This window comes from Streptomyces sp. CT34 (assembly GCF_000805335.1).
Taxonomy (GTDB): Bacteria; Actinomycetota; Actinomycetes; order Streptomycetales; family Streptomycetaceae; genus Streptomyces.
Map to the genome: position 1 here is coordinate 4722083 of NZ_KN708638.1, position 12408 is coordinate 4734490.

Sequence of the window (12408 nt, forward strand, 5' to 3'; positions counted from 1 at the left end):
GGGGCGGGTCGCCGAGGGCGTCCTCGCCGATGGCGGTCGGGGGGAGGACGTTCTCGATGAGCATCGGCCCAACTCCTTTGGTGCGGTGGCCTGTCGGCGGTGGGTGGAGTTGCGACTGTATGTGACGTGGCCGGCAGAGGCGGGCGTTGAGAGTCTAGGTCGCGTGACCTAGTGTCTGTGGTGTGGACGATGACATCCAGCTTGATGTGACAGGTCCGGTGCTCGTGGTCGGCGGTTACGGGACCGTCGGCGGCGCGCTGGCCCGGCTCGCCGCTCCCTCCTGGCCGTTGCTGCTCACGGGGCGTACGCCCGAGAGGGGGCGGGCGTTGGCCGATGAGGTCGGGGCGGAGGTGCGGCGTTGGGACCTGAGTGGTCCGGAGCCGTTCTCGGCGCGGGTGCGGGCCGTGATCGGCACGGTGAACGACCCGGAGGACCGGGTGCTGCGGGCGGCGATCCGAGGGGGTGTGCCGTATGTGGACATCACCCGGTGGACGGCGCGGTTGCAGCGGGCCACCGCGGTGGCGGCGGTGCATCCGCCGAAGGCTCCGGTGCTGCTGTCGTCCAGCTGGATGGGCGGGGTGACCGCGCTGGTCGCCGCGGCGCTGGCGGCCGAGCTGGGTGGGGCGTCGGCGGTGGAGATCGCCATCCGGTACGACCTCAAGGACCGGGCGGGTACCGACTCGGTGGAGTTCATGGACCGGCTGGGGCTGGACTACGAGGTGACCGAGGGCGGCCGACGGCGGATGATCATGCCGTTGACCGGGGCCGGTTACGTGGCGATCGGCGAGCACCGTACGAAGGTGGCGCGGATCGACACGCCGGAGCAGTTCACGCTGCCGCTGGTGCTGGGGGTCGACACGGCGATCACCCGGATCGGGTTCAGCGCCAACTCGTCCACGTCCACGCTGCTCGCGGTGAAGCGGACCGGGTTCTTCCGGTGGGGGCGGGGCGACCGGTTCGAGAAGACCCGTCGGTCGATGCTGTACTCGCCGGGCGAGGGCGGCAGTGCGCTGCTGCGGATCGATGTCCGGGGGCGGGCCGGCGAGCGCCGTACCGCGGTGGTGAAGGACACCGCGGGGCAGGCCCATCTGACCGCGCTGGGCGGGCTGTTGGGGCTGCGCCGGGTGCTGGGCGAGGACGGGGCTGCGGCGCCGGGCGGGGTGGTGTTCCCCGAGATGACGCCGGTGCCGGGGGATGTCGTCTCGGCGCTGGAGAAGGCGGGGGTCGAGGTCGCGGTGTCATGAGCGAGGAGAGCGCGGAGAGCGAGCAGCGCGCCGGCGGCAGGTCGCGGTTGACGCGGCCGGGGAGTATCCGGCGGACGAGTCTGCTGGACGCGGCGGAGACCGTGCTGGTTGCCAAGGGGAACGCGGATGCGTCGTTGCGGGCCATCGCCGGGGAGGCGGGGGTGCGGGTCGGGCATCTGCAGCACTACTTCCCGACCCGGGCGGACTTGATAAAGGCCGTACTGGAAAGGGCGCTGGACCGGTCGTTGGAGCGGCTGGCGGAGACGACAGGGCTGCGGCTGACGCGGGACGATCCGTCGGCCATCGAGATCCCGGAGGGGCGGGCGAACCCCGCCGACGTGGTGGCGGTGGTGCTGGCCGAGCAGGAGGATCCGCAGCTGGTCCGGCTGTATGTCGAGGTGTGGGCGCTGGCGGCGAGGGACGACGAGATCGCCGCGGTGGTCCGGGAGTTCTACCGAAAGTACGTGGCCCATGTGGAGGCGTATGTGCAGCAGGGGCGGCCGGAGTGGTCGGCCGAGCTGTGCCGGGCGCGGGCCGAGACGTTCGTGGCGTTGGTCGAGGGGGCGGCCCTGATGAGGTCGGGGATCGCCGGGAGCCGGTCGGGCGCGATGGATGCCCAGATCGCGCGGCAGGCCGTGCAGTTGCTCCGCGACTGAGGTGCCGGGGCGGCGGTGTGACCGCCGCCCGGTGGTGTCGGGGGCGGAATTCTTCCCGTGGCCGGGCGGCCCGTGCCGTCTGTGGGCGGTGGGCCGGCGCTTCGTCAAGTGGGGAACAGCGGGGGGAGTTTCGTCATGTCCGAGGTAATCGATCTTGCCCGGCTCGGCAACCACTTCTCTCTCGCCCGGCACTGGGCGGAGCTGGCCGTCCACCCTCACCCGGCGTGGGGGAGAGGGAAGGTGACCCGACATCAGGTCGGCAGGGGGTCCTGGGGCCAGCGGGCGCGGGCCTGTTCGCGGGAGCGCATGGTGGCAAAGGTGAGCAGACCGAGCCGGCGGCCCGTTGCGAGCAGGCCGGGAAGGGCGGGCAGCGGGGCGAGCGCGGCGATGTCGTCCAGGACGAGGGTGAGTGGTGGGTCGAGCCGACCGTCAGATGACCGTTCGGCCATGCGGCGGCCGTGCTCGACCACGTGCGAGAGGAGTGCGGTGATCAGGGGCATCGCACCCGGGTCGGTGCGCGGGTCCTCGATGGACTCGCCCACCAGGTAAAGCGTTCCCCCCTCGGCGATGAATGATTCAAGAACGAGCGCATCCGATCGCAGCGGATTGCTGGCGTCGCGGATGTGGATCGAGGAGAGTGCGGTCAGTGCGCGTCCGACCAACTCTTTTGCCATTTCGCGGCGTTCGGCATGTGCGGTGAGCGTCGACTCCAGCTCGCCCGCCTGGCCGCCGGACGCCTTGGGGTGGGTGCGCAGGATCTTCACCGGCTCCTGCGCACCGCCGGCGGCGTGTGCCCAGCGGTGCAGCTGGCGGAACGGGCGGCCGTCCAGCGCGGCGGCGTGCAGCCAGCAGCGCAGCAGGGTCTGCGCGGCGTCCGCGACCGCCGAGTCCAGGGTGCTCGCCGGGCGTACGGGGGCCAGCAGGGCGGTGGCGCGGGTGGTGGCGGTGGCGATGTCCTCGCACCCGGAGGTGGGCGACCAGCGCAGCCGGGCCGGGGTGTCCAGGCGGTGGGTGGGGTCGTAGGCCAGTACCGGGCCCAGCTTGGCGCGGGCGTCCTTGGTCTCGGACCAGAGGGCGGGGTCGGTGGTGGCGACGATCAGCGGGCCGGGGGCGGCGGTGGCGACGGCCAGTGCCGCGGCCCGGGTGACCGTGCGGTCGCTGCCGAACTGGACGCGGGGGAGGGCGGGTTCCGTGGCGGGGGCGGGCTGCGGGGCGGTGGCGGGGGCGGCGGGCGCGGGCTGCTCGGGGTCGGCGGCGGGGTCCGGTTCGGCAGTCGCCGAGGGTGCCGGAACCGCCGGGGCGGCCGGCTCCGCGGGCGGGGTCTCCTGAGGGGCGGCCGGCGGTGCGGTCGGAGGTGCGGTCGGTGGTGCCGCGCGTGCGGGCTCCCGGGGCGCCGGGTCCGCGGTGACCGGTGCCTGGCCCCGCTCCCCGTGGCGCTTCGCCCGCCGCGCGGCCCGTACGGCCCGGTAGCGGGCGATGGTGCCCAGCGTGAAGATCGACAGCACCAGCAGCACCAGCAGCTCACCGATGAAGATCCCCCAGAACAGGCCGTATCCGGGGAGCTGGTCCTTCGGGGTGCCGGGCCAGGCCGCCGTGATGTCGTGCGGCGCCGAGACCAGATGCCGCAGCGCCATCGGCGTACCGGGATACGTCACGCCGTCCGGCCAGGCGCCGTGCGCGAACAGCCCGGCCAGTCCGGTCGCCGTCCACACCACCAGGGTCAGTCCCAGCAGGAAGACCACCAGCCCGACCAGCAGGGAGTCGGGGACGCCCCGGCCTCTGGGCCGGTCGCCGCCGGGGCCCTCGTCGTAGCCGCGGTGGCTGGGGCCGTGGTAGCCCCGGCCCCAGCCCTGGCCGTCGTCGTACCGCGGGCGGCCGTATCCGTCCTCGTCGTATCCGCGCGTCACGCCACCGTCTCGCTCGACTCGTCCCTCAACTGCCGTTCCATCGCGATGGCTTCGGCGCGCGCCTCGGCCTCCGCGTCCGCCGCCAGGGAGATCGCCCGCGCCTCGTCCGTCGGCAGGGCGGAGGACTCGGTCATCGCCCGGTCGGTGTAGACCAGCGGGCGCTCGGCCTCGGTGATGAGGTGCTTGACGACCTGGACGTTGCCGTTGACATCCCAGACGGCGATACCGGGGGTCAGCGTCGGGATGATCTCCACGGCCCAGCGGGGCAGGCCGAGCACCCGCCCGGTGGCCCGCGCCTCGTCCGCCTTCTGGGCGTAGATGGTGCGGGTGGACGCCATCTTCAGGATCGCCGCGGCCTCCTTCGCCGCCGCCCCGTCGACCACGTCGCTGAGGTGGTGGACCACCGCCACGAACGACAGACCCAGCCGTCGGCCGAACTTCAGCAGCCGCTGGAAGAGCTGTGCCACGAACGGGGAGTTGATGATGTGCCAGGCTTCCTCGACCAGGAAGATGCGCTTCTTGCGGTCCGGGCGGATCCAGGTGTGCTCCAGCCAGACACCGACGATCGCCATCAGGATCGGCATCGCGATGGAGTTGCGGTCGATGTGCGACAGGTCGAAGACGATGAGCGGCGCGTCCAGGTCGATGCCGGCCGTCGTCGGGCCGTCGAACATGCCGCGCAGGTCGCCGTCGACCAGCCGGTCCAGCACCAGCGCCACGTCCAGACCCCAGGCGCGGACGTCGTCTATGTCGACGTTCATCGCCTCGGCGGAGGCCGGCTCGGGGTGCCGCAGTTGCTCGACGATGTCGGTGAGCACCGGCTGCCGCCCGCGCCGCGGCCGGTCGCCCGCCTCGTCGCCCGCGTCCTCGCCGTCGTCCTCCGCGCCCTCGTGGTCGCTGAGCACCGCGGCGTGCGCGACCTTCAGCGCGAAGCCGGAGCGTTCGTCCAGGCCGTGCCCCATGGCGACCTCGATGATCGTCCGGAGCAGGGCCAGCTGGCCGGTGGTGGTGATGGACGGGTCGAGCGGGTTGAGCCGGATCCCGCCGTTCAGGGCGGCCGTCGGATCCAGCCGGATGGGCGTTATCCCCAGCTCCTGGGCGATCAGGTTCCACTCGCCGACGCCGTCCTCGCCCTGCGCGTCCAGCACGACCACCTGCCGGTCGCGGAACCGCAACTGCCGCAGGACATAGGTCTTCTCCAGCGCGGACTTGCCGTTGCCGGACTCGCCCAGGACCAGCCAGTGCGGGGCCGGCAGCTGCTGCCCGTACAGCCGGAAGGGGTCGTAGATATAGCCCTTGCCGCTGTAGACCTCGCGGCCGATGATCACGCCGGAGTCGCCGAGGCCGGGGGCGGCGGTGGGCAGGTAGACCGCCTGCGCCTGGCCGGTGGAGGTGCGTACGGGCAGCCGCGTCGTCTCCACCTTCCCGAACAGGAAGCTGGTGAAGGCCTCGGTGAGGGCACCGAGCGGATCGAGCATGGCCATGACGTACGCGCCTCCCAGGGCTTCAGCGGCGTTTCAGCGGCGGATACCGGTCGCGAACGGAAGGGTGTTCACAAACGCCCGGTGGTGCTCACGGTCGCACCACTCCAGCTTGAGGTAGGACTTGCCGGCCGAGGCCCGGATGGTCCGCTTGTCGCGGGCCAGCGCCTCGGGCGAACGGGACGAGACGGTGATGTAGCCGACGAGATTGACCCCGGCCGCGCCGGACGCCAGGTCCTCGCCGCGCTGGTCGACCCGCCCGTGGTGCGCGACGTCCCGCGGGTCCACCACCCGGTTCATCTTCGCCGCCCGGCTGGCCTCGGCGTCGTCGTTGGTCTTCTCCGTCAGCATCCGCTCGATGGCGACCTCGGTGGGCTCCAGGTCCATGCAGACCGCGACCGTACGGATCACGTCCGGGGTGTGCACCAGCAGCGGGGCCAGGAAGTTGACGCCCACCGGGGTCAGCGGCCACTCCTTGATCCAGGCGGTGGCGTGGCACCACGGCGCCCGCGTCGACGACTCCCGGGTCTTGGCCTGGAGATAGGTCGGCTCCATCGCGTCCAGCTCGGCCGGCCAGGCGTTGCGCCGGCTCATCGCCTGGATGTGGTCGATCGGGTGGTCCGGGTCGTACATCGAGTGCACCAGCGACGCCAGCCGGGCCTGCCCGAGCGGCTGGCGGACCCGGATGTCCGCCTCCGTCAGCCGGGCGCAGATATCGGTCAGTTCACGGGCCATCACCACCGCGAGACCCGCGTCCCGGTCCAGCTTGTGGCGCAGCAGCCCGCCGCGGGTCGCTCGCGCGGCCCGCGCCATGGCGTGCGCCTCGGCGGCCAGCTCGCGGGTGTAGTGCATACAGGCCACCAGATAGGCCCGGTGCTGCTCGGAGGAGGTGGAGACCATCGACTGCAACTGGTCGTACGACTCCTGCAACCAGCGCGGGGACTCGGCATCCCCGCGCTGGGCGACGTCCTTGGCATGCGCGTCCGGATCGGCGGGCAGCGTCCGCGCCAGCATCTGCAACCGGGTCACGAACCCGTCCCCGTTGGCGACATGCTTGAGCAGCGTCCCGAACCGGTCGACCAGGGCCTCCTGGTCCTCGCTGTCCCGCAGCCCGACGCCCGGCCCCTCGATCTCGATGGCGGCCGTCACCGTCCGCCGGTCGGCGTGCAGCAGTACCGCGATCTCGTCCGGCCCGAACGGCGCCGCCAGCCAGTTGATCCGCCCGATACCGGGCGGTGGCCCGATCTCCACTTCCCGTCCGTCAAGCCGCACGCCCGCCTCCGCAGCACCGGAGCGGTAAACCGCCCTATTACGCACCGTACGCCGAAAACTCCGGCGAATCTCAAACCACTTGTAGAACGTCCGCCCCTTGTACGGCACATAGACCGCGGCGAGCCCCACCATCGGGAAGCCGGTCAGCGAGGCGATCCGCAGCGGCAGCGCGGGCACCAGCAGCCCGCACATCATCCCCAGGAACGCCCCCACGATGATCAGCGCGATCTCGCCGGTCTCGCGGTTCTTGCCCACGATGGCGTTGGGCCGGGCGCGCCCGATCAAATAGGTGCGCCGGGGCGCGATCGGATGGGACGGCGTGCTCAACGCCCCTCACCTCCTGCTGTCTTGCCGGTGCGGGCGCCGCTCGGACCGGGGTTCGTACGGGGCGCCGGAGCGGGCGTGGACGAGCCGCCGCCGGTACGGGAACCGTGCGCGGCGACCCCGCCGGCCACCGCGTCGGCCGGCCGGGACTGCCCGCCCTGCGCCGGAACGCCTCCGTCGTCGCCGCCGGACCGGCGGGAACTGTGCGTCTTGATCCCCTGCGACACCAGCGCCGCCGGCGACGAGATCATCGCCGCCGCCTGACTGCCGTCCGTGGCCCGGCCCTTGTTCGTCCGCGCCGACACCATCTCGTCCCCGAATCCGGGCACGAAGCGGTAGATCACCGCACTGGCGAAGATCGCCAGCACAATGATCGCGAGTCCGGACACCACGGCCGAGAACGCGTTCGGTCCCTTGTTGCCGGACAGCGCCCCGGCGATGCCCAGCACGATCACGATCACCGGTTTGACCAGGATCACCGCGATCATGATCCCCGCCCAGCGGCGGACATGCCCCCACATGTTCTTGTCGACCAGTCCGGCGTACACCACGGTCCCCAGCAGCGCACCCACGTACAGCAGCGCGGCCCGGATCACCAGCTCCAGCCAGAGCACGCCCGCGGCCAGTACGGAGACCAGCGCGACCACGATCAGCATGATCGGCCCGCCGCCGATGTCCGTTCCCTTGGTCAGCGCCTGGGAGAACGCGCCGAAGAACGTATTGGTCTGCGCGCCCGTCCCCTTCGCGATGATGTCGGTGACCCCGTCGGTCGCCGAGACCACCGTGTAGAGAATCAACGGCGTGAAGGCGGACGCCAGCACCGTCAGCCAGAGAAACCCGACGGCTTCACTGATCGCCTCCGTGAGCCGCACCCCGCGCACCGCCCGCTTGGCGACGGCGAGCAGCCACAGCACGAGCGTGAGCACGGTGGACGCGGCGAAGACGACCGCGTACTGGCGCAGGAACGCGGTATTGGTGAAATCCACCTGAGAGGTGGCATTCACCGCCTCCGACAACTTGTTGACAATCCATGCGGCGGCTTTCGCACACCCTTTGGCCAACGAGTCGAGGGGGTCCAGGGGGTTGTTGTCGAGCGGATTGTTCGTGGGCAACTTCGGCGCCCCGGAACCGGGTTTGTCGCCGGATTGGCAATACTGTTTCGCCGGTCCGATGAGCAAGTCGCAGGGCTTGTTACTGCCACTTGGTGAGGGGGTGGGGGTGGGGGCAGCCGTGGCTCGTGCGGCCAGCATGAAGAGCGTCGTCTGCACGCCCGTCAGGAAAGCAGCGATGGAGACCGCGCGGCGGCGCGTACTACCTGGCATAAGTGAAGCCTCCGAACTGCTCGACCGCCTTGCTCATCTCGTCGGCGGTGGATGCAGGAACATCCCCGGCGATGGGTGCCGGGCCGTCCTTCTGCGAGTCGCTGACGACCTTCCAGTCGCCGCCGGTCCACGTGAGGTCGAAGGTCCAGGTCTTCCAGGTGGTGCGGACCGGATCGGTGGAGCCGCCTCCGGCCATCCCGATGAGGCCCGTGTACCAGACGTCGACCATGGCCGTGTCACCGCTGAGCTTCTGCACCTTCGTGCCCACAGGGATGGTGCGCGAGATGAACATCTGGCCCTTGGGTGCGTTTCCGGCAGCATCAAGTCCGAGCTTGCTGAGGAAGGCTGTGGAGTACGCCTTGTCCTGTGGACCCTTGAGTTTCGCCGCTGCTTCAGGAGCGTAGACCGCGTCCACGATCTGGTGGCGACTGTCGGTCTTGAACATCCGCTCGGAGCCCAACACCACCGCATAATTCGCCGCCGCCGACTCCGCCCCCTGTTGGGTCCTGGCGAAGCCCGACGCGATGCCGCCGTTCTTGCCGGTGACCGGCTTCGTGCCGGTGGGGGCCGTCGGCCGGGCGGCGGCCGGGCCCTTGTTGGCGGAGTCGCCGGAGCCGCCGGCGGTCTCGCTGTCGCCGCTGCCGCCGCGGTTGGCGAAGGCGATGGCCGCGATCAGCAGCACGACCACGCCGACGATCGTGACGAGGTTGCGGCTGGAGAGGCCGGTCCGGGAGCGGCGGGCCGCGCTGTAGGGGTCGCCCTCGCCGTCGGGGAGTCTGATCCGTGTCTGGCCCGTGCCGGGGCCACGGTCGTCGCCGTAGCCGCCGTCTTCGCCGATGCTCATCGCGTCTGTGCCCCCTCTGCCGCCGTCGCCGCTGCCGTCGCCGTCCGTGCTGTTGTTGTGCCGCCTTCATATGACCGTAGCCGCGCGGGCGGCGACTCGGGCGAAGTGGTACGAGTACATCTCACGGTGACGGTTCCTCAGATGCTGGGCGGCAGCGGCGAATGGGGGACTCTGGGTTATTTGCGCCCATCGTCCGCCCGATGTCCGCCGCGGCCTGCTGGTGTCCGCACTTGACTCCGGACGCGGTTCCGGACCCGCCTGCGGACCTGTTTCCGGACTGGCCCCCGGATCCACCTGTCCCCGCGGCGCGGGCAGCCCAATCGGCGCGCTGGTGGCGGGGGTGGCGCAACCGTGGCGCGGGGCCCGTCGGACCGGGGTGAGGGGGCGTCAGCATGGGGCCTCGGGCGGGGAGGTGGGACCTGTGGGGGTACGAGTGGGCACGGGGCGGCGGAGAGATGGCGGGCGGGGGCGCAGGGGTGGCGGCGCCGGGACGGGCGCGTGCCTGGATGCGCGGTGTGGTGACCGGTGGCGAGGGGCAGGGCGCAGGGGTGGGGGCCCGGCCCCACCTGAGGGGGCGCCGGAGACGTCCGGCGGCCGAGGTGCCCGGCCGCCTTGTCGGGTGTGGGGGTGGTGGGTTGAGGGCTAGACCGCCATGCCGTAGACGATGGTGAACAGCGTGCCCAGGGAACCGATGATGAAGACGCCGGTGAGGCCGGCCACGATGAGGCCCTTGCCCTGTTCGGCGCTGAAGGTGTCGCGGAGGGCGGTGGCACCGATGCGCTGCTTGGCCGCGCCCCAGATGGCGATGCCGAGGCAGAGCAGGATCGCGACCGCCATGATCACTTCGACCATGACGCGCGCCTCGTTGCCCAGACTTCCGAACGGCCCCCAGTCCGGGGCGATTCCGCCGATGATGGTGGTGATGTCGCCTTTTGAGGCCGCCATGAACATGTGTGAACTCACCGCCCTATTATGGGTAGTTGCGTGCCCGCGCCGCACGGCGCGGATCGGTCTCTATCTTCGCTGACAAAGTCGCCGTCGGACGGCGACTCGGCGGCTTTCTTCGACGGATCCCGTGGGAGTGGCGTGTGCGGGGAGGCGCGCACCGCCCGTGGGCCCCATTGTCTCACCGTGTGTATCACGGCGGATAACGCTGAGCAATGATCGCCGGATACCGGATATCGGTCTACTTGGGGGCGTGCGACATCGCGAAGATCATGAGGAGCGCCACCAGGTGGATGGCGAAGAGGAAATAGCCGACCCGGAACCAGAGGTGCCGGCTCTGCTGCTTCGGATTGTTGGGGTCCACTGCTTCCGCCCTGTCTCGCGTCGTCGTACGTGCAGTCTCGCTCATCCGGTGGCGGCGGTGTACGGGGGTGTACGGGGATGTGTGGAATCGCACCTTCTGGACAGCGCCCCCCGGGCCGCCCCGTGCGCCGCCGGGTGCGCCGCGGTGCGGCGGCAACTGGCGCGGAGCGCGTCGAAACCGCTGTGAACCGGGCCTGGATGGGGGAGGGTTGGGGGGTGCGGAAATTCTGGATGGCGGGCGGGATCGGGGTGGGGCTGCTGCTCTGCCTGATCGGGCTGCTCGTGATCGGTACGTACGGTGCGGCGGCGGGGCTGGCGGGGGCCGCGGGGCGGGTGGTCGGGCTGGCGAAGGGGGCGGTGCCGGCCGCGTACCAGCCGATGGTGCAGAAGTGGGGCAGCCTCTGCCCGGCGATCAATCCGGCGCTGCTGGCCGCGCAGCTCTACCAGGAGAGCGGTTGGAATCCACGGGCGCAGAGTCCGGCCGGTGCGGAGGGGCTCGCCCAGTTCATCCCGGAGACCTGGGCGGCGCACGCCGTCGACGGGGACGGCGACGGCAAGAAGGACATCTGGGACCCGGCCGACGCGATCGCGTCGGCGGCCTCGTACGACTGCGAGCTGGCGCGCTATGTGAAGGACGCGCCGGGCAACGCGACGGAGAACATGCTCGCGGCGTACAACGCGGGCGCGTACCGCGTCATCCAGTACAACGGCGTGCCGCCGTACGGCGAGACGCAGGGCTACGTGAAGACGATCACGACGCTGGCCAAGAGCTTCGAGGCGCCGACCGGGCCGGTGGCGTCCTCCCGGCAGGCAGCGGCGGCCATCTACTTCGCGCAGGAGAAACTGGGCACGCCCTATCGGTGGGGCGGCGACGGAACGGCGGACCAGGGCGGGCGGTTCGACTGCTCCGGGCTGACGAAGGCCGCGTACCACTCGGTGGGCATCGAGCTGCCGCGGGTGGCGAACGACCAGTGGAACGCCGGGCCGCACCCGAGCCGGAACGAACTGCTCCCGGGGGACCTGGTGTTCTTCGCGAACAACCTGAACGATCCGCGGTCCATCCACCACGTGGGGATCTACGTGGGCGGCGGGTACATGATCGACGCGCCGTACACCGGGGCGGTGATCCGCTTCGACAAGATCGACACACCGGACTACATCGGCGCCACCCGCGTCACGTCCGATGGCGCAAAAGCACTCCCCAGCGGGGACGCTGCGTGAACATAAGGCCCTGAACTGCGAGGACGGGTCAAGCTTCGATAACGTCCTGGTGATCATCCGGTGGAGAGTGGAACGCCGGGGGTGGACGGCGCGTTTCCCTGGCGTGGGAACGCGGCAGGGCTCGCAGGCGGCCCGCGCTCGACGACCACAGGACGGGCAACGGGGGTTGGCAGCACACCACGGCGCTCGCGCGCGCGAAAGATAAGGGGCCACGTCAGATGGCTGGACTCGCACTGGAGGGGCCGAACCCTGACGTCGACGTGCTCGACGGCATCAACGGCCTTGCGAAGGGTGCCCCGCACTGGGTCAATCGCGCGATGGAGTTTCTCGGCGAGTACGGCATCGTCGCCGCCCTCGCGGTGCTGTGTCTGATCGCCTGGTGGGCCGCCCGGCGCAGGCCGGACGGCCCGGCCACCATCGCCGGGCTGGTCTGGGCGCCACTGGCCGCCGGGCTGGCACTGCTGGCCAACATCCCGATCCGGGGCTTCGTCGAGCGCCCGCGCCCGTTCAAGGACCACACCGGACTCGACGTGCTGATCCCCGGCAAGACCGACTTCTCGTTCGTCAGCGACCACGCGACGCTCACCATGGCGGTCGGCGTCGGCCTGTTCATCGCGCACCGCAGGTACGGCCTGATCGGGATCGGGCTGGCGCTGCTGGAGGGCTTCAGCCGGGTCTACCTGGGCGTCCACTACCCGACCGACGTCATCGGCGGCTTCGCCCTCGGTACGGCCGTCGCGCTGCTGCTGGCGCCGCTCGCGCAGGCGGTGCTGGGCCCGCCGGCGAGCGCGGTTTGCCGGTCGCGGCTGTCCTGGCTGGGGCGGGGCCC

Annotated in this window: 11 protein-coding genes; 4 read left to right on the forward strand and 7 right to left on the reverse strand. The window is 71.1% G+C overall.

Features of this window, described 5'->3' with window-relative positions; translation table 11 throughout:
• The first annotated feature begins 182 nt into the window (after window positions 1–182).
• Together RZ84_RS20665 and RZ84_RS20670 are read left to right on the forward strand one after the other, a co-directional pair.
• Window positions 183–1244 carry a saccharopine dehydrogenase family protein gene (locus tag RZ84_RS20665; RefSeq protein WP_241777786.1) on the forward strand — a complete coding sequence of 354 codons (1062 nt, stop codon included), beginning with the start codon at window positions 183–185 and terminating at the stop codon, window positions 1242–1244.
• Window positions 1241–1900, forward strand: coding sequence for a TetR/AcrR family transcriptional regulator (locus RZ84_RS20670; protein ID WP_052230057.1), 660 nt, complete (start codon window positions 1241–1243; stop codon window positions 1898–1900). Before RZ84_RS20665 ends, RZ84_RS20670 begins: the two co-directional genes overlap by 4 nt.
• Before the next feature lie 251 nt (window positions 1901–2151).
• Here RZ84_RS20670 and RZ84_RS20675 read toward each other — a convergent pair whose 3' ends face one another.
• The 7 genes from RZ84_RS20675 to RZ84_RS42355 form a co-directional block, all read right to left on the reverse strand.
• A complete protein-coding gene (locus tag RZ84_RS20675; RefSeq protein WP_241778078.1) occupies window positions 2152–3657 on the reverse strand; it encodes a type IV secretory system conjugative DNA transfer family protein in 1506 nt (501 codons plus the stop codon).
• Between the two features lie 146 nt (window positions 3658–3803).
• On the reverse strand, window positions 3804–5285 hold the full coding sequence (locus tag RZ84_RS20680; protein ID WP_043270408.1) for an ATP-binding protein: 1482 nt from the start codon (window positions 5283–5285) through the stop codon (window positions 3804–3806).
• Between the two features lie 39 nt (window positions 5286–5324).
• On the reverse strand, window positions 5325–6887 hold the full coding sequence (locus tag RZ84_RS20685; protein WP_043265537.1) for an SCO6880 family protein: 1563 nt from the start codon (window positions 6885–6887) through the stop codon (window positions 5325–5327).
• Entirely contained in the window at window positions 6884–8206 is a 1323-nt protein-coding gene (locus RZ84_RS20690) for a hypothetical protein (protein WP_078894011.1), read from the reverse strand. The genes RZ84_RS20685 and RZ84_RS20690 overlap by 4 nt, the downstream gene beginning before the upstream one ends.
• Window positions 8196–9050 carry a DUF8175 domain-containg protein gene (locus tag RZ84_RS20695; RefSeq protein WP_043265538.1) on the reverse strand — a complete coding sequence of 285 codons (855 nt, stop codon included), beginning with the start codon at window positions 9048–9050 and terminating at the stop codon, window positions 8196–8198. Before RZ84_RS20695 ends, RZ84_RS20690 begins: the two co-directional genes overlap by 11 nt.
• A 642-nt stretch (window positions 9051–9692) precedes the next feature.
• Entirely contained in the window at window positions 9693–10001 is a 309-nt protein-coding gene (locus RZ84_RS20700; RefSeq protein WP_043265539.1) for a hypothetical protein, read from the reverse strand.
• A 235-nt stretch (window positions 10002–10236) separates the two neighbouring features.
• Complete coding sequence (locus tag RZ84_RS42355) at window positions 10237–10359, reverse strand: hypothetical protein (RefSeq protein WP_268249826.1); 123 nt, start codon at window positions 10357–10359, stop codon at window positions 10237–10239.
• 215 nt (window positions 10360–10574) lie between these two features.
• On the opposite strand from RZ84_RS42355, the gene RZ84_RS20705 reads away from it, so the two are divergent.
• Both RZ84_RS20705 and RZ84_RS20710 read left to right on the forward strand, forming a co-directional pair.
• Window positions 10575–11579, forward strand: a complete 1005-nt coding sequence (locus RZ84_RS20705; protein ID WP_043265540.1) for a C40 family peptidase — start codon at window positions 10575–10577, stop codon at window positions 11577–11579.
• Window positions 11580–11797: 218 nt separating this feature from the next.
• Window positions 11798–12408: phosphatase PAP2 family protein (locus RZ84_RS20710; protein WP_063772765.1), on the forward strand; the 611-nt coding region annotated here is incomplete at its 3' end.